Annotated in this window: 22 protein-coding genes and 1 tRNA gene; 11 read left to right on the forward strand and 12 right to left on the reverse strand. The window is 67.6% G+C overall.

From position 1 onward, the window contains the following. Positions 1-825 (reverse strand): N-formylglutamate amidohydrolase, encoded by an 825-nt coding sequence (locus EOW66_RS09210; RefSeq protein WP_239017541.1) that lies wholly within the window; start codon positions 823-825, stop codon positions 1-3. A gap of 215 nt (positions 826-1040) precedes the next feature. Here EOW66_RS09210 and EOW66_RS09215 point away from each other — a divergent pair. Together EOW66_RS09215 and ykgO are read left to right on the forward strand one after the other, a co-directional pair. Continuing rightward, a tRNA-Val gene (locus EOW66_RS09215) sits at positions 1041-1115 on the forward strand. Positions 1116-1179: 64 nt separating this feature from the next. After that, the gene (gene ykgO / locus EOW66_RS09220; RefSeq protein ID WP_013069105.1) at positions 1180-1305 is read left to right on the forward strand and encodes a type B 50S ribosomal protein L36; all 126 of its coding nucleotides are present in this window, start codon (positions 1180-1182) and stop codon (positions 1303-1305) included. Between the two features lie 242 nt (positions 1306-1547). Here the strand turns inward: ykgO and EOW66_RS09225 are convergent, their stop codons facing one another. The 8 genes from EOW66_RS09225 to EOW66_RS09260 all read right to left on the reverse strand — a co-directional run bounded on the left by EOW66_RS09225 (position 1548) and on the right by EOW66_RS09260 (position 10342). After that, the gene (locus EOW66_RS09225) at positions 1548-2768 is read right to left on the reverse strand and encodes a phenylacetate--CoA ligase family protein (RefSeq protein ID WP_128156092.1); all 1221 of its coding nucleotides are present in this window, start codon (positions 2766-2768) and stop codon (positions 1548-1550) included. A gap of 82 nt (positions 2769-2850) precedes the next feature. After that, complete coding sequence (locus EOW66_RS09230; RefSeq protein WP_113898618.1) at positions 2851-3672, reverse strand: ABC transporter ATP-binding protein; 822 nt, start codon at positions 3670-3672, stop codon at positions 2851-2853. 49 nt (positions 3673-3721) lie between these two features. Then, positions 3722-5008, reverse strand: coding sequence for an ABC transporter substrate-binding protein (locus EOW66_RS09235; protein WP_128156093.1), 1287 nt, complete (start codon positions 5006-5008; stop codon positions 3722-3724). Positions 5009-5063: 55 nt separating this feature from the next. Further along, on the reverse strand, positions 5064-6140 hold the full coding sequence (locus EOW66_RS09240) for a branched-chain amino acid ABC transporter permease (RefSeq protein WP_128156094.1): 1077 nt from the start codon (positions 6138-6140) through the stop codon (positions 5064-5066). 49 nt (positions 6141-6189) lie between these two features. Next, complete coding sequence (locus tag EOW66_RS09245; protein WP_113898621.1) at positions 6190-6369, reverse strand: hypothetical protein; 180 nt, start codon at positions 6367-6369, stop codon at positions 6190-6192. Between the two features lie 162 nt (positions 6370-6531). Beyond that, positions 6532-7518 carry a branched-chain amino acid ABC transporter permease gene (locus EOW66_RS09250; RefSeq protein ID WP_128156095.1) on the reverse strand — a complete coding sequence of 329 codons (987 nt, stop codon included), beginning with the start codon at positions 7516-7518 and terminating at the stop codon, positions 6532-6534. 35 nt (positions 7519-7553) lie between these two features. Further along, positions 7554-8372 carry an ABC transporter ATP-binding protein gene (locus EOW66_RS09255; protein WP_113898623.1) on the reverse strand — a complete coding sequence of 273 codons (819 nt, stop codon included), beginning with the start codon at positions 8370-8372 and terminating at the stop codon, positions 7554-7556. Next, positions 8369-10342, reverse strand: coding sequence for a long-chain fatty acid--CoA ligase (locus tag EOW66_RS09260; RefSeq protein ID WP_128156096.1), 1974 nt, complete (start codon positions 10340-10342; stop codon positions 8369-8371). Before EOW66_RS09260 ends, EOW66_RS09255 begins: the two co-directional genes overlap by 4 nt. Positions 10343-10537: 195 nt before the next feature. Between EOW66_RS09260 and EOW66_RS09265 the strand changes: the two genes are divergently transcribed. The 4 genes from EOW66_RS09265 (at position 10538) to EOW66_RS09280 (ending at position 14606) form a co-directional block, all read left to right on the forward strand. Further along, positions 10538-12445: a PAS-domain containing protein gene (locus tag EOW66_RS09265; protein WP_128156097.1), complete on the forward strand. Its 1908-nt coding sequence runs from the start codon at positions 10538-10540 to the stop codon at positions 12443-12445. Continuing rightward, positions 12442-13146 (forward strand): response regulator transcription factor, encoded by a 705-nt coding sequence (locus EOW66_RS09270; RefSeq protein ID WP_113898626.1) that lies wholly within the window; start codon positions 12442-12444, stop codon positions 13144-13146. The genes EOW66_RS09265 and EOW66_RS09270 overlap by 4 nt, the downstream gene beginning before the upstream one ends. A gap of 66 nt (positions 13147-13212) precedes the next feature. Next, complete coding sequence (locus tag EOW66_RS09275; protein WP_113898627.1) at positions 13213-13452, forward strand: WGR domain-containing protein; 240 nt, start codon at positions 13213-13215, stop codon at positions 13450-13452. 11 nt (positions 13453-13463) lie between these two features. Beyond that, on the forward strand, positions 13464-14606 hold the full coding sequence (locus EOW66_RS09280; RefSeq protein WP_128156098.1) for a saccharopine dehydrogenase C-terminal domain-containing protein: 1143 nt from the start codon (positions 13464-13466) through the stop codon (positions 14604-14606). Positions 14607-14759: 153 nt separating this feature from the next. Here the strand turns inward: EOW66_RS09280 and EOW66_RS09285 are convergent, their stop codons facing one another. Genes EOW66_RS09285 through EOW66_RS09295 form a run of 3 tightly spaced genes read right to left on the reverse strand, consistent with a single transcriptional unit; the run spans position 14760 to position 16504 of the window. Next, entirely contained in the window at positions 14760-15413 is a 654-nt protein-coding gene (locus EOW66_RS09285; protein WP_128156099.1) for a pseudouridine synthase, read from the reverse strand. 37 nt (positions 15414-15450) lie between these two features. Then, on the reverse strand, positions 15451-16077 hold the full coding sequence (locus EOW66_RS09290; protein ID WP_206363678.1) for a LysE family translocator: 627 nt from the start codon (positions 16075-16077) through the stop codon (positions 15451-15453). Positions 16078-16099: 22 nt separating this feature from the next. After that, the gene (locus EOW66_RS09295; RefSeq protein ID WP_128156100.1) at positions 16100-16504 is read right to left on the reverse strand and encodes a RidA family protein; all 405 of its coding nucleotides are present in this window, start codon (positions 16502-16504) and stop codon (positions 16100-16102) included. Positions 16505-16756: 252 nt separating this feature from the next. On the opposite strand from EOW66_RS09295, the gene EOW66_RS09300 reads away from it, so the two are divergent. From EOW66_RS09300 to EOW66_RS09320, 5 genes are read left to right on the forward strand one after another with little or no spacing between them, the layout of a single operon-like run. After that, positions 16757-17740: an ABC transporter substrate-binding protein gene (locus tag EOW66_RS09300; protein WP_128156101.1), complete on the forward strand. Its 984-nt coding sequence runs from the start codon at positions 16757-16759 to the stop codon at positions 17738-17740. Positions 17741-17797: 57 nt separating this feature from the next. Continuing rightward, positions 17798-18586, forward strand: a complete 789-nt coding sequence (locus tag EOW66_RS09305) for an ABC transporter ATP-binding protein (protein WP_239017542.1) — start codon at positions 17798-17800, stop codon at positions 18584-18586. Continuing rightward, positions 18583-19443, forward strand: coding sequence for an ABC transporter permease (locus EOW66_RS09310; protein WP_128156102.1), 861 nt, complete (start codon positions 18583-18585; stop codon positions 19441-19443). Before EOW66_RS09305 ends, EOW66_RS09310 begins: the two co-directional genes overlap by 4 nt. Further along, complete coding sequence (locus EOW66_RS09315; protein ID WP_128156103.1) at positions 19443-20711, forward strand: cytosine deaminase; 1269 nt, start codon at positions 19443-19445, stop codon at positions 20709-20711. Before EOW66_RS09310 ends, EOW66_RS09315 begins: the two co-directional genes overlap by 1 nt. After that, positions 20708-22102 carry an FAD-binding oxidoreductase gene (locus EOW66_RS09320; protein WP_128156104.1) on the forward strand — a complete coding sequence of 465 codons (1395 nt, stop codon included), beginning with the start codon at positions 20708-20710 and terminating at the stop codon, positions 22100-22102. Before EOW66_RS09315 ends, EOW66_RS09320 begins: the two co-directional genes overlap by 4 nt. The last annotated feature ends 80 nt before the right edge of the window (positions 22103-22182 follow it).

The following is a 22182-nucleotide window of genomic DNA, read 5'->3' on the forward strand; positions in this document are numbered from 1 at the left end:
CTATTCGGCGGCAAGCGGGCCGCGGCGCGCGGCGCTGTCGCGCCCGATGGCGGCGATGCCCGCGACGGCGTGCGCCATCAGCGCGCGGAAGTCCTCATACCCGGCCGAGGGGCGAATCGCCGCCTCGTCCATGTAGAGACCGCGGCTGATCTCGACCTGGATCACCTCGTACCCGCTTGCCGGGCGGCCGTAATGCTGGGTCACATAGGCGCCGGCGAAGGGGGCGTTGCGCGCCACCCGCAGCCCGAGCCGGGTGAAGATCGCCTCGACTGCGGCAACCGTGTCGGGCCGCGCGGCGGCACCGTAGCGGTCGCCCAGCACCACCTCCGCCGGTCGCGGGCCGGCGCCGCTCACCGCCTCGGAAGGCATCGAATGCATGTCGATCAGGACCGCCCGGCCGAACCGCGCCTGCACCTCGCGCAAGAGCGCGGCGAGAGTGCTGTGGTAGGGGCGCCAGACCGTGGCGAGCCGGGCATCGGCCTCGGCGCGCGTCAGCTTGCCCGAATAGATCGCCCGGTTCGACGAGACGACGCGGGGAATCACCCCAAGCCCGGCCAGCACCCGTGGCCCCGCCGCACCGCGCTCCAGGCCCTCGATCAGCGCCGGGTCGAGCTCGGTCTCGTCGCGGTTCAGATCGACCCAGGCGCGCGGCAGCCGCGCCGTCAGCAGGGCCGCACCCTCGCGCGGGGCGGTTTCGAGGAACCGGTCGACGAAGGCATCCTCGGAGGAGCGCAGCCGCTGCGGATCCAGCACCGAGCGGGCCAGCAGCTCAGCCGGATAGTCGCTCCCGGAATGGGGCGAGGCAAAGACCACTGCCGTGGTCATCCTCTCCGGCTTTCGCAGCCGGTAGGCCTGTGTCTCGCGCAGCAAATCCGCCATTTCACCTCCCGGCTCCGGTCTCACGATACACCGGATTGTTTTCCTTCCAAAACCCTCTTGAAAGCTGCGTCGACTCCTTTTATAGACCGCCAGACCGAAGCGGTTTCGCCCCGCAACGACCGGAAACGGACGATGTGGCAAGCGGGATCACGAGGCTTCACGGGCGGTTAGCTCAGCGGTAGAGCACTACGTTGACATCGTAGGGGTCACTGGTTCGATCCCAGTACCGCCCACCATTCACCGCCCCTTCGGGGGCAGATCTGTTTCAGGCGCACGCGCGCCGCGACTAGGAGAAGACCGATGAAGGTCCGCAACTCGCTCCGTTCGCTCAAGCAGCGTCATCGCGATTGCCAGATCGTGCGCCGCAAGGGCCGCGTCTACGTGATCAACAAGACGCAGAAGCGCTTCAAGGCCCGTCAGGGCTGAGGCACGCTTCGAGCTATGGAAATGAAGGGCCGCGCCGGAGAGATCCGCGCGGCCTTTTCCTTTATCCTCATCGCCTGCGGGGAGGGTGCGGGGGCGCTGCCCCCGTCGCCGTGCCGGCGACTCCCCCGGGATATTTGCGGCAATTGGAAGCGGGAAGGCCCGTCTCTTCCAATTGCCCGAAATATCCCGGGGGTGAATTCCGCGCGCAGGCGCGGAAGAGGGGGCAGCGCTCCCTGCCTCGCTCAGCCGTAGGTGCGCAGGTCCTCGATCACCTTGCCGTCGTTGGGCAGGCTGCCGGGCGCCACCAGCTCGATCGCGCCGCGCAGCTTCAGCGCCTCGACCACGCCGCCGGCAAAGCGCCGCATGTCGGTCGCTTCGGTTTCGATCCGCACCGTCATCACGTCCATCTCGCCGTCGCGGGTGGCGATGACGCGGGCGCGTCGCACCTCCGGGTGGGCGGCGACGAAGGCCGCGACCTGTTCGGGGCGCACGAACATGCCCTTGATCTTGGTGGTCTGGTCGGCGCGGCCGAGCCAGCCGCGGATGCGCGCATTCGTCCGCCCGCAGGGCGAGACGCCGGGCATCAGCGCGCTGAGATCGCCGGTGGCGAAGCGCACCAGCGGATAGTCGGGGTTGAGCGTGGTCACCACCACCTCGCCCACTTCGCCCTCGGGCACCGGGTCGCCGGTGCCGGGGCGGACGATCTCGACGATCACCCCCTCGTCGAGAATCATCCCCTCCATCGCCGGGCTCTCGTAGGCGATGTTGCCGAGATCGGCGGTGGCATAGCATTGCAGGCAGACGATGCCGCGATCGGCATATTCCTGACGCAGCGAGGGGAAGAGCGCGCCGCCGCCCACCGCCGCGCGGGTGATGGCGAGGCGCTCGCCCATCTCCTCGGCCTTGTCGAGGATCACCTTCAGGTAGTCGGGCGTGCCGGAATAGACCGAAGTGCCGACATCGACCGCGGCGCGCACCTGCAGCTCGGTCTGGCCGGTGCCGGCGGGCAGCACCGCCGCGCCGACCGCGCGCGCACCCGATTCGAAGATCATCCCCGCGGGCGTCAGGTGATAGCCGAAGCAGTTCTGCACGATGTCGCCGGGACCGACGCCGCAGGCGTGCAGGAAGCGCCCCATCCGCCACCAGTCGGCGCTGACATCGCCGGGTTCGTAGATCGGGCCGGGGCTCTGGAAGATATGGGCGAAGGCATGGGCGGGTTTCGCCGTCAGCCCGCCGAAGGGGAAGGCCGCCTTCTGCGCCGCGCCGAGGTCGGACTTGCGCAGCACCGGCAGCCGGGCGAGCGCCGCGCGCGAGGTGATCGCAGCCGGATCGACCGGGCCGAGATGGGCCGCGAGCCCGGGGGCGGTGAGCGCGCGGGCGATCACCGCGGGCAGGTCGCGCGCCAGCGCGGCCTCGCGTTCATCCTGCGAGCGGGTTTCCAGCGCATCGAAGTAGCGGCTCATCGGGGTCTGTCTCCGGGTCTGTCCTGAGTGATGCTGCGGTGCAGAATGCCGCGCAGCAATCCTGTGGTTTCAATCTGTTGCGTCAGGCAAGCCAGCGCTTGCGGCGGCGATAGCTGCGCACTTCGCGGAAGGATTTCCGGCCCTCGTCCGACATCCCGAGGTAGAATTCCTTCACGTCCGGGTTCTCGCGCAGCGCCTGCGCCGGGCCGTCCATCACCACCCGCCCGCTTTCGAGGATATAGCCGTAATGGGCGTAGCGCAGCGCGACGTTGGTGTTCTGTTCGGCGAGCAGGAAGGTCACGCCCTCGCCCTCGTTGACCGCCTTCACGATCTCGAAGATCTGTTCGACGAGCTGCGGCGCGAGGCCCATCGAGGGCTCGTCGAGCAAGATCATCTCGGGGCGCGACATCAGTGCGCGGCCCATGGCGACCATCTGCTGTTCGCCGCCCGAGGTATAGCCCGCCTGGCTGCGGCGGCGCTCCTTCAGGCGCGGGAAATAGGTGTAGACCATCTCGAGGTCGCGCGCGATCGCGGCACGGCCGTCGCGGCGGGTATAGGCGCCGGTGAGCAGGTTTTCCTCGACGGTCAGGTGCTCGAAGCAGTGGCGGCCCTCCATCACCTGGATCACGCCCTTCTTCACCAGATCGGCGGGCGCCATGTCCTGCAGCCGCTCGCCGCGGTAGATCACCGAGCCCTTGGTGATCTCGCCGCGCTCGGATTTGAGCAGGTTCGAGATCGCCTTGAGCGTCGTCGTCTTGCCCGCGCCGTTGCCGCCCAGAAGGGCGGTGATGCCGCCCTTCGGCACCGCGAGGCTGACGCCCTTCAGCACCAGGATGACGTGGTTGTAGATCACCTCGATGTTGTTCACCTCGAGCAGGGTCTCGGTCTTGGCGGCGTCGAGCATGGCGTCCTCCGTGGGGGTGGTCCCCCGGCCCGTGGGCCGGGGGAGGGGGTCATTTGCAGCGTTCGGTGAGGCCGGCTTCCTTGGCATAGGCCTCGGAATCGGCGGCGATCAGCGGGTCGAGAACCTCCTTGTCGGGGGCGATGAAGCCGGTGACGAGGGTCCATTTGCCGGCCGCGGCGTCCCACTGCTGGATCATCGCGCCGCCCGGGCCGCCGTGATCGGCGCAGGTGGCAGCGAAGGGCTGGCCGAAGTTCGGCAGGCCGAGTTCGGCCATCCGCGCATCGGTGATCTCGAGCGCCTCGAAGCCGTTGCGGACCTCGGCGGCATTGACGTTCGCATGGCCGGCCAGTTCCTGCGCCTTGCGGATCGCCTCGGCGATGACCACGGCGGCATACATGCCGCGCGAATAGATCACCGAGCCCTCGGCCTCGGCCGGGCCGCTCGCCTTGCCGGGATCGTAGACGTATTTCTTCATGTCGGCGTAGATCGGATACTCGGTGCCGACGCCGTGCATGGTCAGCGCCTTGTAGCCGTTCGCGCCGGCGCCGGCGGGCTTGACGTCATTCTCCGAGCCCGACCACCAGATGCCGATGAAATGGTCCATCGGGAACTTGATGTTCGCGGCTTCCTGGATTGCCACCTGGTTCATCACGCCCCAGCCCCAGAACAGCACGTAATCGGGCTTGTCGCGGCGCACCTGCAGCCATTGCGACTTCTGCTCCTGGCCGGGGCTGTCGATCGGCAGGGCGGTCAGCTTGAAGCCGTGCTTCTTCGCCAGCTCTTCAAGGGTGCGGATCGGTTCCTTGCCATAGGCCGAGTTGTGGTAGAGCAGGGTGATCTTCTTGCCGTCAAGGCTGCCGCCGGACTGGTCGAGCAGGTATTTCACCGCCACCGAGGCGCCGTCCCAGTAGTTCGCCGGGTAGTTGAACACCCATTCGAAGACCTTGCCGTTCGCCGCCGAGGTGCGGCCGTAGCCCGGGGTGTAGAGGGTGATGCCGTCGGCCGCCATCTTCGGGATCAGCTGATAGGTGATGCCGGTCGACAGCGGGTTGTAGGCGAGCGCCCCCATGCCCTTGGTGCTTTCATAGCACTCGACGCCCTTCTCGGTGTTGTAGGCGGTCTCGCATTCCGGCACGACGACCTTCTCGCCGCCGATGCCGCCGTCGCGCTCGTTGAGCAGGGTGAAGTAGTCGTTGAACCCGTCGGCGTAGGGGATGCCGCCGGCCGCGAAGGGCCCGGTGCGATAGCTCAGGTTCGGCACCACCAGATCGGCCGAAGCCGGCAGGGCGGTGGTGGTGATGGCCGCGACCACCAGGGCTGCAAAGGTCTTCTTCATACGCGATTCCTCCCAGAACGTATTCGGTTGATTTCCCGTGACTTTCCCGCCCTCCTCAGTGCGGGAACGGCCACAGGCGCAGTTTCTCCTTCGCCACCCGCCAGAGCTGGGCGAGGCCATGCGGCTCGGCGATCAGGAAGACGATGATGAGCCCGCCCACGATCATCAGCTCGATATGGGCGGCAAGGTCGGTGGGCCAGCCGAGGCCGCCGACAAGGACGTTCTTCAGAAACACCGGCAGCAGCACCAGGAAGGCCGCCCCGGCGAAGGAGCCGAAGATCGAGCCAAGCCCGCCGATGATCACCATGAAGAGGATCAGGAAGGACTTGTTGATGCCGAAGGCCTCGCCCACTTCGGCCGCGCCGAGATAGACCGAGAAGAACAGCGCCCCGGCGATGCCGATGAAGAACGAGCTGACGGCGAAGGCGGTGATCTTGGTGGTCAGCGGGTTCACCCCGATGATCTCGGCGGCGATGTCCATGTCGCGGATCGCCATCCACTTGCGGCCGATGGTGCCGCGGGTGAGATTGCGGGCGACCAGCGCGACGAGGGTCAGCAGGATCAGGCAGAACATGTATTTCGCCGTGGCCGAGGTCTGCGCGCCGGTGACGAAGACGCCGAACATGCTGCGGTCGGGCGCGGTGATCTGGCCCGAGGCCGAATAGTTGTAGAACCACGGCACCTTGTTGAAGAGCCAGACCAGGAAGAACTGCGCGGCGAGCGTCGCCACGGCCAGGTAGAAGCCCTTGATCCGCAGCGAGGGCAGGCCGAAGAGCACGCCCACGGCGGCGGTGACGCCGCCCGCAAGCAGCACGTGGATGAAGACCGGCACATCCGGGAAGGCGGTCATCAGCTTGTAGACCGCATAGGCGCCCACGGCCATGAAGCCGCCGGTGCCAAGGCTGACCTGCCCGGCATAGCCCACAAGAATGTTCAGCCCGATCGCCGCGATCGCGTAGATCAGGAAGGGCACGAAGACCGCATTCGCCCAGTAGTCGTCGATGACGAGCGGGATCACGCCAAAGGCCACAGCCAGGGTGGCATAGAACCCCATGCGGTCGAAGCGGATCGGGAAGGTCTGGTTGTCCTCCCGGTAGCTCGTCTTGAAATCACCTGCCTCGCGGTAGAACATCAGGCCTTCCCCCCGTTGATCGTGCGGGGGAAGGCGTGGTCCGTCCCCCTCAGCAGCCGCGCTTCAGACGTGCCCAGGCGAGCAAGGCCGCCCCGGCACCGGCCGCGGCCAGTAGGATGTTGAGTGAATGCAGCGCCGTCGGTTCGTCCGGCGGGGCAGCGAGCGCGATCCAGCCGAAGGCGAGTGCCGCGCCCGAACCGATGGTGAAGACAGTCGCACAGGTTTTCATGACCAAAGGACCTCCCAATCCCTTGCGCGGCCATGATGGGCCGCGTCAGCAACCCTTCTCTCCGACCGGGGCCTCCCTGCCCCTGCGCGGTCGGATCTGCGACAGGATGTCGCATCCCCTCCCGGCACTCAACGAAAATCGTGTTTGCGCTCACAGCCATCGTCACACCCGCTCGATGATGCGTTCGCCGAACAGGCCCTGCGGCCGGAACACGAGGAAGACGAGGGCGAGCACATAGGCGAACCAGTTCTCGGTGGCGCCGCCGATCAGCGGGCCGAGGAAGAACTCGAACAGCTTCTCGCCCATGCCGATGATGAGACCGCCGACGATGGCACCGGGGATCGAGGTGAAGCCGCCCAGCATCAGCACCGGCAGCGCCTTCAGCGCGATCAGGCTGAGCGAGAACTGCACGCCCGATTTCGAGCCCCACATGATCCCGGCGACGAGGGCGACGATGCCGGCGATCGACCACACCAGCACCCAGATGAAGCGCAGCGAGATCCCGACCGAGAGCGCCGCCTGGTGGTCGTCGGCCACCGCGCGCAGGGCGCGGCCCTGTTTCGAATACTGGCTGAACAGGGTCAGCGCCGTGACCAGCGCCACCGCGACCAGCGCCGCGACGATGTCGAGATTGTCGACGAAGAAGCCATAGCCGAAGAGGCTGTCGGTCACGCTCTCGAGCGTCTCGTTGATGCCCTGCGGCAGGCCGACGTCCAGCGTCTTGATGTCGGCGCCCCACATCACGTCGCCGAAGCCCTCGAGGAAATAGGCCAGCCCGATCGTCGCCATGAAGAGGATGATCTCGGCCTGGCCCACCAGATGCTTCAGCACCAGCTTCTCGATGACGATCGCCAGCACCACCATCACCCCGGCGGTGAGCAGGATCGCGAGGATCGAGGGCAGCTGCCAGCCGAAACTCTCGAGATGCCCGCCGGTGATCGCGTTGATGACATGGGCGAAGGGCACCTGGCCCTGCTGGATGCCGACAAGCGTCAGCGCGGCAAAGAGTGCAAGCACCCCCTGCGCATAGTTGAAGATGCCAGAGGCCTTGTAGATCAGCACGAAGCCGAGCGCGACGAGCGCATACATCACCCCCGCCATCAGGCCGTTCAGGGTCACTTCCATCGCATAAAGCAGCTGGTCAGGCATGGCGGCCTCCCTTCAAGTTCGGTTGCGGACGGGGCTCAGTCATGGGCCACCCCCAGATAGGCGTCGATCACCGCCTGGTTGTTGCGCACCTCCTCGGGCGGGCCGTCGCCAATCTTCTTGCCGTAATCCATCACCACCACCCGGTCGCTCAGGTCCATCACCACGCCCATATCGTGCTCGATCAGCACGATGGTGGTGCCGAACTCGTCGTTCAGATCGAGGATGAAGCGGCACATGTCCTCCTTCTCCTCGACGTTCATCCCGGCCATCGGCTCGTCGAGCAGCAGGATCTTCGGTTCCGCGGCCAGGGCGCGCGCCAGCTCGACGCGCTTCTTCAGCCCGTAGGGCAGGCGGCCGACAGGCGTTTTCCGGATGTTCTGGATTTCCAGAAAGTCGATGATCTTCTCGACCTTCTCGCGATGTGCCTCTTCCTCGCGGCTCGCGCCGCCCCACCAGAAGGCCTGGCTGAAGAGCCCCGACTTCATCAGCGTCAGCCGCCCGGTCATGATGTTGTCGAGCACCGACATGCCGTCGAAGAGCGCGATGTTCTGGAAGGTGCGGGCGATGCCGAGGCGGGCGACCTGATAGGGTTTCATCGGCCCGCGCTGATAGCCCTTGAACCAGACCGAGCCCTCGGTCGGAACGTAAAAGCCCGAGATCACGTTCAGCATCGAGGATTTGCCGGCGCCGTTCGGGCCGATGATCGCGCGGATCTCGCCGTCGCGGATGTCGAAGCTGATGTCCTTGATCGCCGTCACCCCGCCGAACTTCAGCGTGATGTTGCGCAGTTCCATCAGCACGCCGCCGATCTTGCGGCCATCGGCGGTGACCCAGCCTTCGTTCATGTCCTTCATTCTGCGGCCTCCGCCAGCTGCGGCCCGGGGGCGACGGTCGCGTCGGCAAGCGTCAGCGTCGCCTTGATCGCCCCCTTGCGGCCGTCCTCGTAGGTGACCTCGGTCTCGGTGTAGACGCTGTCGCGCCCGTCATAGAGCGCGTCGATCAGGTCGGCGTATTTCTCCGCCACGATGTTGCGGCGCACCTTGCGGGTGCGGGTCATCTCGCCATCGTCCGCATCGAGTTCCTTGTGCAGGATCAGGAAGCGGTGGATCTGGCAGCCGGAGAGCATCGGGTCGTGCGCCACCGAGGCGTTCACCTCGTCGATGTGACCGCGGATCATGTCATAGACCTTCGGGTGCCCGGCCAGTTCCTGATAGGAGGCATAGGCGATGTTGTTGCGCTCGGCCCAGTTGCCGACCGCGGTCAGGTCGATGTTGATGAAGGCGGTGCAGCGGTCACGACCCGCGCCAAAGACGACAGCCTCAAGAATGCTTGGGTAGAACTTGAGCTTGTTTTCCACGTATTTGGGAGCGAAGAGCCGGCCATCGGCCAGTTTGCCGACGTCCTTGGCGCGGTCGATGATGCGCAGGTGCCCCGAGCCTTCCTCGAAGAACCCCGCATCCCCCGTGGCAACCCAGCCCTCGGCGTCCTTGGTCGAGGCGGTGCTGTCGGGGTTGTTGTAATACTCGACGAAAGTGCCCGGCGAGCGATAGTAGACTTCACCGTTCTCGCCGATCTTCACCTCGACGCCCGGCGAGGGCACGCCGACGGTGTCGGAGCGGACCTGGCCGTCGGGCTGCTGGGTGATGAAGACCGAGGCTTCGGTCTGGCCGTAAAGCTGCTTCAGGTTGATGCCGAGCGATCGGTAGAAGTCGAAGATCTCGGGCCCGATCGCCTCGCCCGCGGTATAGCCGACGCGGATGCGCGAGAAGCCGAGCGTGTTCTTCAGCGGCCCGAAGATGAAGAACCCGCCAAGCGCATAGCGCAGCCGGTCGAGCATGCCGACCGGTTCGCCGTCGAGGATCGCGGGCCCGACCCGGCGGGCCAGCGCCATGGAATGGTCGAAGAGCCATTTCTTCACCCGCCCCGCATCTTCCATGCGGATCATCACCTGCGTCAGCTGGCCCTCGAACACCCGCGGCGGGGCGAAGAAATAGGTCGGCCCGATCTCGCGCAGGTCGGTCATCATCGTCGCGGCGTTTTCCGGGCAGTTCACGGTGAAGCCCGCCCAATAGGCCTGTCCGACCGAGAAGATGAAATCGCCGACCCAGGCCATCGGCAGATAGGCGAGCACCTCTTCGAGACGCGTCAGCCGGTCGAAGGAGACGGAGTTCTTCGCCGTCTCGATGATGTTGCGGTTCGACAGCACCACGCCCTTCGGCTTGCCGGTGGTGCCCGAGGTGTAGAGCATCACGCAGGTGCTGTCATAGGTCAGCTCGGCGATGCGGGTCTCGAGTTCCTCCTGATAGCGGTAATGCCCCGCCTTGCCCTCGGCGATGACATCGGCGAGCGCGTTCATCCGGGAATGGTCGTATTTCCGCATGCCGCGCTTGTCGGTGTACATCACGTGCTTGATCGTGTGGATGCGGTCCTCGATCTCGACGACCTTGTCGACCTGCTCCTGATCGCCGCAGACGACGAAGCGCGCGCCGCAATGGCCAAGGACATAGGCCATCTCCTCGGCCACCGCGTCCTGATAGAGCGGCACCGGCACCGCGCCGCACATCTGCGCCGCCACCATCGCCCAGTAATGCGCCGGGCGGTTGCGCCCGATGATCGCGACGTGATCGCCGCGCGCGACGCCGAGGCTCAGCAGCCCCATCGCCAGGGCGCGGATTTCCTCGTTTGCCTGGGCCCAGGTCCAGCTCTGCCAGATCCCGAATTCCTTTTCGCGATAGGCCGGATAGCCGCCATACCGCGCCACGTTCCGCGCCAGAAGCGCAGGAATCGACTGCGCGGATTGCTCCGCCGCCGTTCTGTCCGCCATGTGTCCTCCCTCACGCCGGTCGCCCGGCGTCCTCGCCGCGGGAAGCGATTCCTCCATCGCCCGCCGCGTCATGCCCGAAGGCTGCGGGTCAAAGTTTTCCTGACTTTTTCCGAAATCTAACGAATCCTTTCTCGCGCCCCTTGCCCCTTTGCCGAACCCCGCCGGGATGCTAGCGATGACGGGGGAGGAGACCGGATGACCGCAGAGGATGCCCACACCCGGCTGATGGAGGCCGGGCTGAACATGATCGGCCAGGCGCTGTCGATCTTTGACAGCGAGCTGCGGCTTGCGGTGTGCAACCGGCAATTCGCGCTGATGTTCGAGCTGCCCGAGGCGCTGACCCGTCCGGGCACGCCGTTCGAGGACACCATCCGCTTCCTGGTGACGCGCGGCGAATACGGGCCGGTGACCGATCTCGAGGAGGCGGTGCGGCTGCGCGTCGCGCAGGCGCGGACCTTTGCGCCGCATTACATGGAGCGCGCCCGCGCGAACGGGCGCACGATTGCGGTCGAGGGGGCGCCGCTTGCGCAGGGCGGCTGGGTCACCGTCTATACCGACATCACCGAGATCAAGCGCCAGGAGGGGCTGTTGCGGGCCCGCTCGCAGGAGCTGTCGGTGCAGGTGCTCGACCATGCCGAGCGGCTGGCGGCGGCGAACCGCGAGCTTGGCGCGACGAATGCCGCGCTTGCCGAGACGCAGCGCGAGCTGACCGCGATCGAGGCGCGCACGCGCCAGGTGAACGAGATGATGCCCGCCCATATCGCGCATGTGGATTGCGGGCTGATCTACACCTTCTCGAACCGCAAGCTGCCCTCGGTGATGCCCGGATCGGTGCTCGATCCGGTCGGCCGGCACGCCGCCGAGGCGCTTGGCGCCGACACCTTCGCGCGCATCGAGCCCGGCTTTGCGCGGGCGCTCGCCGGCGAGGCAAACGTGCGCGAGATCACCCATACGCCCTCGGGGCGGCGGGTGCGCATCGCGCTGACCCCCGACCGCGATGCGGCAGGCGAGGTGGTGGGGGTCTATATCCTCTCGACCGATGTCACGCATGAGGCGCAGGCCCGCGCGGCGCTCGCGCAATCGGCCAAGCGCGAGCTCGCCGGCCACCTGACCTCGGGGCTTGCGCATGATTTCGCGAACCTGCTGACCGTCATTCTGGGCCTGCAGGGGCGGCTTGCGCGGATGCCCGACCTGCCTCCCGACGCGGCCGAGATCGCCCGCGGCACGCTGGCCGCGGCGCGGCGCGGCGGCACGCTTCTGGACCGCATCGCCGCGATCTCGGGCCGGCGCGCGCTGCGCCCCGAGGCGGTGGAGCTGCGCCCGCTGGTCGAGGATATCGCGGCGATGGCGCGCCCGACGCTCGGTGACGCGGTGCGGCTCGAGACCTTCGTCGGCGGGCTCGACCTGCCGGTGCTGGTCGATCCCGGTCAGCTGCAGGACAGCCTGCTGAATCTGCTCCTGAACGCGCGCGATGCGATGGGGCCGCGCGGCGGCACGATCCGGATCGAACTGCACCCGGTGCGCGACACCTGGGTCGAGATTTCGGTCACCGACACCGGCCCCGGCTTTTCGGCCGAGGCGCTCGCCCGCGGGCTCGACCCGTTCTTCACGACGAAGGGCGGCGAGGGCTCGGGGCTTGGCCTGTCGATGGTCTATGACCAGACGAAGCTGGCGGGGGGCACCGTGCAGCTCGAGAACACCGAGGAGGGCGCGCGCGTCACCCTGCGCCTGCCGCTGCGCCCCGCCGGCGCGCCTTCCGCGCCGATGCTGGTGCTGCTGGTCGAGGACAATGACGAGATCCGCGCGAATGTGCGCGAGATGCTGCGCGGCCTCGGCCATACGGTGATCGAGGCGGCAAGCGTCGCCGAGGCCGAGGCGCTGACCGCACTGCCCGACATCGCGATGGTGCTCTCCGACATCCAGTTGCCGGGCGAGGCGACCGGGGTCGATCTTGCCCGCCGCCTTGCGCCGCGGGTGCCGGTGGTGCTGATGACCTCGCTGCCGCCGGGCGATGCACTGCGCGCCTCCGCCCCCTGCGCGGTGCTGCAAAAACCCTTCTCCGCGCGCGAACTTGCCGCCCTGATCGACGGAGCCCGCCGATGACTGCCCCGCATGTCGCCATCCTCGACGACGAGCCCGAGATCCGCCGGATGCTGTCGGATGCACTGGAAGAAGCGGGCTTCCGCACCACCTGCTATGCCCGCGCGACCGAGTTCGAGGCGGGGCTGAAACGTGCCCAGCCCGATGTCTGCCTCGTCGATCTGGGCCTGCCCGACCGTGACGGGCTGGCGCTGGTGCACCGGCTGGCGCTGGAACAGGGGGCGGCGATCATCATCATCTCGGGGCGCGCGCAGGTGCAGGACCGCGTCACCGGGCTGGAACTTGGGGCCGACGACTACATCATCAAGCCGTTCGATCCGACCGAGGTGGTGGCCCGCATCCGCGCCCGCCTGCGCAAGCCCCGCGCCGAGGCGGCACCGGCCGCGCAGACCGCCGATTTCGCCGGCTGGCGCGCGCAGTTCGACCGCTACGTGCTGACCGATGCCGGGGGCCGCGAGACGCCGTTTTCGCACGCCGAGGGCGAGGTGCTGCGGCTCTTTCTCGAAAGCCCGAACCGGCTCATCACCCGCGCGCAGATGCAGGAGGCGCTGGGCAGCGGCGCCGGCGAAAGTTTCGACCGGGCGATGGACGTGCGGATCTCGCGGCTGCGCACGAAACTTGGCGAAGATCCGAAGAACCCGCGCCTGATCAAGACGATCTACGGCGCGGGCTACATCTTTCTGGGCGAGGTGCGCTGGAGCTGATTTTGCGCTGGCAATGGCGGCGCGCTTCTGATTCCCTTGGATCAGACCCCTGCGGAAGGCACTGCCATGCTGACCATCCTGCTTCACCGCACCCCGGCGCGCGCCTTCTACCGCGTGGAAATCTCCGACAACCTGTTCGGCGAATATACCGTGCTGCGCGAATGGGGGCGTGGCGGGCGCGCGGCCGGGGCGCGGGTGAACTGGTTTTCCAACCTGCGCGACGCGGTGCAGGCGGCCGACCGCTGGCGGGGCCGGGCGATCTCGCGCGGCTACCGGCTGAGCGAGCGGCGCACCGCGCAGGGCTGAGGAGGGCGGCGATGGCAATGATCCACTGGTGCGGCACGGGGCTGAGCTCGGGGCCGGGGCTGCGCCGGCTGATCGACGCGGGCCGCGCGCTCACCGTCTGGACGATCGAACGGCCGCAGGCCGAGGCGCTGCTTGCCGGCCGCCGCGCCCGCATCGCCGACTACAGCCTGCCCGCGCTCGAGGCGACGCTGCGGCCGGGCGATGTTGTCGTCTCGATGCTGCCGCCCGACCTGCATCTGGCGCTTGCCCGGCTCGCGCTGCACCGGCAGGCGCATTTCGTCTGCGCCTCGGAGCTGACGCCCGAGTTGCGCGGGCTTGATGCGGCGGCGCGCAAGGCGGGCGTCGCGGTGGTGGGCGAGGTCGGGCTTGCCCCCGGCATCGACCATCTGATGGCGCATGATCTGGTCGCCGATTACCGCGCCTCGGGCACCATCGCGCCGGGCGATACGGTGTCGTTTCACAGCTATTGCGGCGGCATCCCGGCGCGGCCAAACGCCTTTCGCTACAAGTTCAGCTGGTCGCCGCTTGGCGTCTTGCGCGGGCTGAAATCGCCCTCGCGCTCGATCCGCCACTTCAGCGAGCTGCGGCTTGCCCACCCCTGGGAGGGGGTGACGCGCTATGACGCGCCGCTGCCGCGCCCCGAGACCTTCGAGGTCTATCCGAGCCGCGACAGCCTCGGCTACATCGGCGACTATCGTTTCGATCCGAGCTGGCGGATCGAGGATTTCGTCCGTGGCACGCTGCGGCTTCTGGGCTGGGCCGAGGCCTGGCAGCCGGTCTTCGCGGCGCTGTCGGATGCGTCGGAAGGGGCCGAGCGCCGCCTTGCGCAGCTGGCCGAGCGGCTCTTGCGCGAGAACGGCTATGCCCCGGGAGAGCCTGACCGGGTGGTGGCGGTGGTCACGCTGGCCGCGAAACGCGCCGGGCGCGCGGTCTTCGACCGCTCCTGGGTGCTCGAGGCCAAGGGCGACATCCGTGGCAGCGCGATGGCACGGCTGGTTTCGGGGACGGTCTCGCTCGCGGTCGAGGCGGTGCTGGCGCATGACATTCCGGCGGGCGTGCAGGCCGCGCCGCATGACCCGAAGCTGGTGCAGGGCTGGCTTTCTGCGCTGCAGGTGCAGGCGCAGTATCTGGCGAAGGTGGATCACCTGGCCTGAGCTCGCAGGGGGCCCGCCCCCTCTTTCGCTGACGCGAAATTCACCCCCGGGATATTTGGGGCAATTGGAAGCAGCGAGCCGTGCTCATCTTCCAATCGCAGTCAAATATCCCGGGGGTGAGGCCGCAGGCCGAGGGGGCAGCGCCCCCTTGCCTCAGAACGGGCAGGGCGCGGTGAAGGTCATGTGGCGCCCGCCGTCGGGGTGGCGCAGGCGCAGGCTTTCGGCGTGCAGCATCAGCCGCGGGAAGTCCCGTGCCGGCCCTTCGGCATAGAGCGGATCGCCAAGGATCGGGTGGCCGGTCTCTCGCATGTGCACGCGCAGCTGGTGGCTGCGCCCGGTGAGCGGGGTCAGCCGCACCCGCGTCGTGCCGTCGGCATCCAGCCGCAGCACGCGCCAGTCGGTCTGTGCCGGGCGGCCGTTTTCATGGTCGACATGCTGGCGCGGCCGGTTCGGCCAGTCGACGCAGAGCGGCAGGTCGACATGGCCTTCCTTCGGCTCGAGATGGCCCCAGAGCCGGGCGAGGTAGTGCTTCTTCGTCTGCCGGTGCTCGAACTGCAGGCCGAGGTGGCGTTGCGCATGCGGCGTCAGGCCGAAGACCATCACCCCCGAGGTGTCCATGTCGAGCCGGTGGACGAGCAGCACCGTGGGATAGGCCGCGCGCAGCCGCGCGATCAGGCAATCGGCGCGGTCCTCGCCCTTGCCGGGCACCGAGAGCAGCCCGGCCGGCTTGTCGACCACGAGGATCTCGTGATCGGCGTGCAGGATGCGGGGCTGTTCGGTCGTGGGGGTGTAGACGAAATCGGTCATGGCGCCCAGATGGCGCGCGGGCGCGGCGAAATCAAGCTCAGTCGAGGGCGAGTTTCGCCGCGAGCCCGCCGAACAGCAGCGCCGCGACCCTGTTCAGCACCCCCATCCGCCGCGCGAGCCGGGTGCCGAGCCAGCCCGCCGAGGCGCCGTAGCCCATGGTGATCAGGGTGCCGCCGGTGAAGACGATGCCGCCGAGGATCAGCATCTGCTGCCACAGCGGCCCGATCGCCGGGTCGGTGAACTGCGGCAGGTAGGCCAGCATGAAGAGCGCGACCTTGGGGTTCAGCACATTGGTGATCACGCCACGGCGGAAGGCGTCACGGGGCAGCAGCGCGCCGCCCACGCTTTCGGGCGGCGGCACCACCGCGCGCCAGCTTTTCACCGCGATCCACAGCAGATAGGCCGCCCCCGCCCAGCGGACGATGTCGAGCGTGCCGGGATGCGCCGCCACCAGCGCGGCAAGGCCGAAGGCGGTGGCACAGGTGTGGAAGATGCCGCCGATGCCGACACCAAAGCCCGCCGCCACCCCGGCCTTCGGCCCGCCCTGCAGCCCCGAGGCGATGGCGAACAGAACATCCGAGCCGGGCGTCAGGTTCAGCACCAGCGCGCCGGCCAGAAAGGCAAGCAGCGTCGCCGGCGGAAAGGCCATCAAGGTCTCGAGCATGTCGGGGCTCCTTCGGGGCGTTTCACCCGACGCTAGCCTGAAGTGCGGCCGCCGTCACCTCGACTTCGACAAGGAACTCGGCGCGGGTGAAGCCGGTGACGATGACGAGGGTCGAGGCGGGCAGATTGCCCGAGCCCGCCAGCCATTCGTCGCGCGCCGCCATGTACTCGGGGAAATGCGCCCGATCGGTGACGAAGGCGTTGATCCGGACCACGTCAGCCGGTCCCATTCCCGCCTCGGCGAGGATCGCGGCGACATTGGCAAAGCACAGCCGGGCCTGTTCGCGCACCGTGGCCGGGGCGACGTCATCGGGGCCGAGGCCGAGCTGGCCCGAGGTCATCACCAGCCGCGCGCCGGGCGGCAGCTCGACGCCATGGGCATAGGCGCCGAAGGGCGGGCGGATCGAGGTCGGGGCAAGGGCACGCATGGATAACCTCCGGTTGGTCGGGCGCCGGTTTCTTCGGGTCAGATCCTGCCCCCGGCGCCCGGCGAGAGCCATGCTTCCTGACCAAACGGGCAAAATTTTCGGCATCTGCCGAAAACGCAGGCAGGGGTCGGGAAAACCTGCCCAAAGCCGCGCCGTCTTCTGCCGGCATGCGGGTTTTTGCCGCACCGCCCCCTGAGCATTGCGCCGCGCCCTCCTAGGCTGGCCGCAGAGAATCACACCCCGGAGCCGCGCATGCGCAAGATTGTCCTTTCCCTGCTTCTGTCGACCGTCGCCACCGCAGCCTCGGCGAACACGGCGGTGACCTTCGGCACCAACTGGCTGGCCCAGGCCGAGCATGGCGGCTTCTATCAGGCGGTGGCCGATGGCACCTATGCGGCCTGCGGGCTTGACGTGACGATCCAGCCGGGCGGGCCGCAGGTGAACAACCGGGCGCTGATGCTGGCGGGCAAGATCGACTTCAACATGGGCGGCAACCTGCTCGAGGAATTCTCGGCGGTGCAGGAGGGCATCCCGGTCGTCGCCGTCGCCGCGATCTTCCAGAAGGAGCCGCAGGTCATCCTGACCCATCCGGGCGCGGCGAAAAGCTTCGAGGACCTGAAGACCCTCAAGCTCCTCATCGGCGATGCGGGCTATGCGTCCTATTATCAGTGGATGATCAAGGCCTATGGCTTCACCCCCGAGCAGCGCGAGGTCTACACCTTCAACCCCGCGCCCTTCATCGCCGATGAGAAGTCGGGGATGCAGGGCTATCTCTCGTCCGAGCCGCTGATGGTCGAGAAGGAGGGCGGCTTCAAGCCCGACGTCTGGCTGCTCGCCGATGCCGGCTATTCGACCTATTCGACGCTGATCGAGACCATGGCCGATACTGTCGCGAAGAAGCCCGAGGTGGTGAAGTGCTTCGTCGATGGCTCGATCAAGGGCTGGTACAATTTCCTTTACGGCGACAACAGCGCCGCGAAGGAGAAGATCAAGAAGGACAACCCCGACATGACCGACGAGCAGCTCGCCTTCGGCATCAGCCAGCTGAAGGAGAAGGGGATCGTCGATTCGGGGGATGCGCTTGAGAAGGGCATCGGGGTGATCACCGACGCCCATGTGAAGGACTTCTTCGACAAGATGGTCGCGGCCGGGGTCGTGCCCGGCGATCTCGACTACAAGGCCGCCTATACCACCGATTTCGTCGGCGCAGGCGTCGGCCTTGATCTGAAGAAGTGATCTTCCCGGGGCGGGCCTATGGTGGCCCGCCCGAACCTTTTCCGAGACGAGGCACCGATGGTGGTGACCTGGCGCAAGCCGAAACCGCTGGGCAAGCGGGCGAAACTTCTGGAGATGGCCGCGGTCGACAAGGCCTTCGCCGGGGGCACGCTGGCGCTCAGGGAGATGAACCTGACCGTGAACGAGGGCGATTTCATCTCGCTTCTCGGGCCTTCGGGCTGCGGCAAGTCGACGGCGCTGCGGCTGATTGCCGGGCTGATGCATCCGACGCGCGGGCAGATCCGCTGGGAGGGCGGCGAGGCCGAGATCGGCGTCGTCTTCCAGGAGCCGACGCTGATGCCCTGGGCGACGGTCGAGCAGAACGTCTATCTGCCCTTCCGCCTGAAGGGGCAGAGCTTCGTGCAGGTGCGCGACGACATCCACCTGGCGCTGAAGCTGGTCGGGCTCGAGGCCTTCGCGAAATCCTATCCGCGCGAGCTCTCGGGCGGGATGAAGATGCGGGTCTCGATCGCGCGGGCGATGGTGACGCGGCCGCGACTGATCCTGATGGACGAGCCCTTCGCCGCACTGGACGAGATCACCCGCCACAAGCTGAACAAGGATCTGCTCGAGCTGAAGGAAAAGATCGCTTCGACGGTGATCTTCGTCACCCATTCGGTGTTCGAATCGGTGTTTCTGAGCGACCGCATCGTGGTGATGGCGGCCCGGCCCGGCCGGGTCTCGACCGAGCTGACCGTCGATGCGCCCTATCCGCGCGGCGAGGATTTCCGCACCTCGGCCGATTATGCCGCGCTGTGCCGCACCGCCTCGGATGCGCTCCATGCCGCGATGGGAGAGACCGCATGAGCCTTGCCGATCCCGCCCTCGAGCTGACCGCGCCGGTCGATGCCGACGAGCTGGCCCGCGCCCGCGCCCGGCGGCGCGAGCGGGTGCTGCGCTGGCTGCTGCCGAGCATCACCGTGGTGCTGCTGATCGTGCTGTGGGACCGCATCGTCGTCTGGAACGAGATCCCGCATTACATCCTGCCGGGGCCCGGCCTTGTTGCGCAAACGCTGGTCAAGGACGCGCCGATCCTGCTGCCGGCGCTTGGCGTCACGCAGCAGATCACGCTGATGGCGCTTGCGGTCGCGGTGCTGGGCGGCGTGGGGCTTGCGGTGCTCTTCAGTCTCAGCCGCTGGGCCGAGATGTGTTTCTACCCCTTCGCGGTGATCTTGCAGGTCACCCCGGTCGTCTCGATCGCGCCGCTGATCTTCATCTATGTCGACAACCGGCTGGCGGGGCTCTTGCTCTGCGCCTGGATCGTCGCCTTCTTCCCGATCCTGTCGAACACCACGCTCGGGCTGAATTCGACCGACCACAATTTGCGCGACCTCTACCGGATCTATGGCGCCACCCGCTGGCAGCGGCTGCGCTATCTGCAGATCCCGACGGCGCTGCCCTATTTCCTTGGCGGGCTGCGCATCGCCGGCGGGCTGAGCCTGATTGGTGCGGTGGTGGCGGAATATGTCGCGGGCACCGGCGGCATCGGCTCGGGCCTGGCCTTCCGCATCCTCGAGGCGGGATACCGGCTGAACATCCCGCGGATGTTCGCGGCGCTCGCCCTCATTGCGCTGACCGGCGTCGTCATCTTCGCGGTGCTGAGCCTGGTGACGCACCTGATGCTTCACAAATGGCACGAGAGTGCCATCAAACGGGAGAATTGATGGATTTTTGCGTTCTGCCCAGCGGCACGTATCGTCTGATCAATCTGAAAACCCCGGCCTGCCTCCTCGGACAAGAGGGCGACCTCGCCCAGATCGACCTGGCCATCTCGGATGGCCGGATCGTCGCGGCGGTGCCGCCCGACGCGCCTGTGGTGGACATGGCCGGCAAGATGGTTTTTCCGGCCTTCGTCGACATGCACACGCATCTCGACAAGGGCCATATCTGGCCGCGCGCGGCGAACCCCGACGGCACGTTCGAGGGGGCGCTGGCCACCGTCGGCGCCGACCGGGTGGCGAACTGGTCGGCCGAGGACGTGCGCGCGCGGATGGAGTTTGCGCTGCGCTGTGCCTGGGCGCATGGCACGCGCGCGGTCCGCACCCATCTCGACAGCCTCGCGCCGCAGGACGCAATCTCCTTCCCGGTCTTCGCCGAGCTGCGCGAGGACTGGGCGGGCCGGATCGCGCTGCAGGGCGCATGCCTCGTGCCGATCGACAGCGTCGAGGAGGGCGGCCCCTTCGGCCGCACCGCGGCGATCGTCGCAGGTTCGGGCGGCGTGCTCGGCGCCGTCACCTATCCGGTCCCCGACCTGCGCCGGCGGCTGCGGGTGTTCTTCGACCACGCGGCGCGGCGCGGGCTGCAGGCCGACTTCCACGTCGACGAGACCGGCGATGCCTCGGTCGCGACGCTGAAGGTGATCGCCGAGGTGGCGCTGGAGGTGGGCTTCGACGCGCCGGTGACGGTGGGGCATTGCTGCTCGCTCGCCGTGCAGCCCGAGGCCGAGGCGGCGCGCACGCTCGACCTTGTGGCCAGGGCCGGGCTGAACGTCGTCAGCCTGCCGATGTGCAACATGTATCTGCAGGACCGCACGCCCGGCCGCACGCCGCGCTGGCGCGGGGTGACGCTGGTGCACGAGATGGCGGCGCGCGGCATCAATGTCAGCTTTGCCTCCGACAACACCCGCGATCCGTTCTATGCCTATGGCGATCTCGACATGATCGAGGTGATGCGCGAGGCGACGCGGATCTCGCATCTCGACCACGCGGGCACCGACTGGCCGCGCGCCTTCACCGCGAACCCCGCCCGCGCCTGCGGCATTGACGCGCCCTCGCTTGCCCCGGGCGCGCCCGCCGATCTGGTGATCTGCCGCGCCCGCAGCTGGACCGAGCTCTTCGCCCGCCCGCAGGCCGACCGCATCGTGCTGCGCGCCGGCCGGCAGATCGACCGCACCCTTCCCGATTATTCCGAACTCGACGGACTGATGACATGAACATTGATGCTGCAAAGGCCGCGCTCGCCGATCTCGAGCTTGACGACAATCCCGCCTCGATCCGCTCGAAAAGCCGGGATTTCTTCTGGTATTCGCCGGTGCTGAAGGCGCGGCTCGATCACGTCGTCGCCGATTTCGTCGTCTCGCCGCGCGACGAGGCCGAGGTGATCGAGGTGCTGCGGACCTGTTACGCCCATGACGTGCCGGTCACCGTGCGCGGCGCCGGCACCGGCAATTACGGTCAGGCGATGCCGCTGGCGGGCGGCTGCGTGATGCATCTGAAGAACATGAACCGGATCCGCGAGATCGCCCCCGGCCGGGTGGTGGCGGAACCGGGCATCGTGATCCGCGACCTCGATGCGCAGACGAAGGCGCAGTCCGGGCAGGAGCTGCGGATGATGCCCTCGACCGCCGCCACGGCGACGCTCGGCGGTTTCATCGCCGGCGGCTCGGGTGGCGTGGGCTCGGTGCGTTGGGGCGCGCTGCGCGATCTGGGCAATATCCTGCGGCTGCGCGTGGTCTCGATGGAGGCCGAACCGCAGATCCACGAATTCACCGGCGAGGAGCTGCACCGGGTCAGCCACGCCTATGGCACGAACGGCATCATCACCGAGATCGAGATGCCGCTCGCCCCGGCCTATGACTGGGTCTCGACCGTTCTGACCTTCCCCGATTTCGCCGAGGCCGCGCGCTTTGGCGCCGAACTCGCGGCCGAGGACGGGATTCTGGTCAAGCTCGTCACCGTCTGCGAGGCGCCGATCGCTGCGCAGTACTTCCAGCGCTTCAAGGGCCATGTCGACGCGGGCGACACCACCTTGCAGCTGATGGTCGCGCCGCAGTCGATGCCGGCGCTCGAGACCTTCCTCGCGCGCTGGCCGGCGGGCCGGATGATCTTCCGCTCGGACGCGAACGACTGGAGCCGCGACCCGGGCGTCGCCTATGAATACGGCTGGAACCACACCACGCTGCGCGCGCTGAAGGTCGATCCCGACATCACCTATCTGCAGGTGCGCTATCATGGCGCCGATTTCCTCGAGGTGATCGAGGCGGTCCGTGCCCGTTTCGGCGCCGAGCTGATGCAGCACCTCGAGGTGATGCGCGAGCATGGCCAGGTGATCTATGCCGGGCTGACCATGGTGCGGTTCACCACCGAGGAACGGCTCGAGGAGATCGTGCGCGAGCACGAGGAGATGGGCGCGATGATCTTCAACCCGCACCGCTACACGCTGGAAGAAGGCGGGCGGCAGTCGGCCGACGCGCGCCAGCTTGCCTTCAAGCGCGAGGCGGATCCGAAGGGACTTCTGAACCCCGGCAAGATGATCGCCTGGGACGTGCCGGACTGGGGCTACGAGACGATCTATGCCTATGCCGGGATGAGGGCGGCGGAATGACCGGCGCCGGCACCTGCGGCAGGGGGCAGAGTGAGGAGTTGGGCCAAGAAAAAGCCGCTCTGCCTTTCCTTGGAAAAATA

The sequence above is a fragment of the Paenirhodobacter huangdaonensis genome, assembly GCF_004022465.1.
Taxonomy (GTDB): Bacteria; Pseudomonadota; Alphaproteobacteria; order Rhodobacterales; family Rhodobacteraceae; genus Rhodobacter; species Rhodobacter huangdaonensis.

Excerpts from the sequence above, each read along its gene's own strand:
- EOW66_RS09250 (WP_128156095.1), bottom strand. The coding sequence starts at position 7,518 with ATGCCTGACCAGCTGCTTTATGCGATGGAAGTGACCCTGAACGGCCTG.
- EOW66_RS09210 (WP_239017541.1), bottom strand. The coding sequence starts at position 825 with ATGACCACGGCAGTGGTCTTTGCCTCGCCCCATTCCGGGAGCGACTAT.
- EOW66_RS09240 (WP_128156094.1), bottom strand. The coding sequence starts at position 6,140 with ATGTTCTACCGCGAGGCAGGTGATTTCAAGACGAGCTACCGGGAGGAC.
- EOW66_RS09310 (WP_128156102.1), top strand. The coding sequence starts at position 18,583 with ATGAGCCTTGCCGATCCCGCCCTCGAGCTGACCGCGCCGGTCGATGCC.
- EOW66_RS09280 (WP_128156098.1), top strand. The coding sequence starts at position 13,464 with ATGGCAATGATCCACTGGTGCGGCACGGGGCTGAGCTCGGGGCCGGGG.
- ykgO (WP_013069105.1), top strand. The coding sequence starts at position 1,180 with ATGAAGGTCCGCAACTCGCTCCGTTCGCTCAAGCAGCGTCATCGCGAT.
- EOW66_RS09230 (WP_113898618.1), bottom strand. The coding sequence starts at position 3,672 with ATGCTCGACGCCGCCAAGACCGAGACCCTGCTCGAGGTGAACAACATC.
- EOW66_RS09245 (WP_113898621.1), bottom strand. The coding sequence starts at position 6,369 with ATGAAAACCTGTGCGACTGTCTTCACCATCGGTTCGGGCGCGGCACTC.
- EOW66_RS09260 (WP_128156096.1), bottom strand. The coding sequence starts at position 10,342 with ATGGCGGACAGAACGGCGGCGGAGCAATCCGCGCAGTCGATTCCTGCG.
- EOW66_RS09275 (WP_113898627.1), top strand. The coding sequence starts at position 13,213 with ATGCTGACCATCCTGCTTCACCGCACCCCGGCGCGCGCCTTCTACCGC.
- EOW66_RS09300 (WP_128156101.1), top strand. The coding sequence starts at position 16,757 with ATGCGCAAGATTGTCCTTTCCCTGCTTCTGTCGACCGTCGCCACCGCA.
- EOW66_RS09295 (WP_128156100.1), bottom strand. The coding sequence starts at position 16,504 with ATGCGTGCCCTTGCCCCGACCTCGATCCGCCCGCCCTTCGGCGCCTAT.
- EOW66_RS09315 (WP_128156103.1), top strand. The coding sequence starts at position 19,443 with ATGGATTTTTGCGTTCTGCCCAGCGGCACGTATCGTCTGATCAATCTG.
- EOW66_RS09265 (WP_128156097.1), top strand. The coding sequence starts at position 10,538 with ATGACCGCAGAGGATGCCCACACCCGGCTGATGGAGGCCGGGCTGAAC.
- EOW66_RS09255 (WP_113898623.1), bottom strand. The coding sequence starts at position 8,372 with ATGAAGGACATGAACGAAGGCTGGGTCACCGCCGATGGCCGCAAGATC.
- EOW66_RS09270 (WP_113898626.1), top strand. The coding sequence starts at position 12,442 with ATGACTGCCCCGCATGTCGCCATCCTCGACGACGAGCCCGAGATCCGC.
- EOW66_RS09305 (WP_239017542.1), top strand. The coding sequence starts at position 17,798 with ATGGTGGTGACCTGGCGCAAGCCGAAACCGCTGGGCAAGCGGGCGAAA.
- EOW66_RS09285 (WP_128156099.1), bottom strand. The coding sequence starts at position 15,413 with ATGACCGATTTCGTCTACACCCCCACGACCGAACAGCCCCGCATCCTG.
- EOW66_RS09320 (WP_128156104.1), top strand. The coding sequence starts at position 20,708 with ATGAACATTGATGCTGCAAAGGCCGCGCTCGCCGATCTCGAGCTTGAC.
- EOW66_RS09235 (WP_128156093.1), bottom strand. The coding sequence starts at position 5,008 with ATGAAGAAGACCTTTGCAGCCCTGGTGGTCGCGGCCATCACCACCACC.
- EOW66_RS09225 (WP_128156092.1), bottom strand. The coding sequence starts at position 2,768 with ATGAGCCGCTACTTCGATGCGCTGGAAACCCGCTCGCAGGATGAACGC.
- EOW66_RS09290 (WP_206363678.1), bottom strand. The coding sequence starts at position 16,077 with ATGCTCGAGACCTTGATGGCCTTTCCGCCGGCGACGCTGCTTGCCTTT.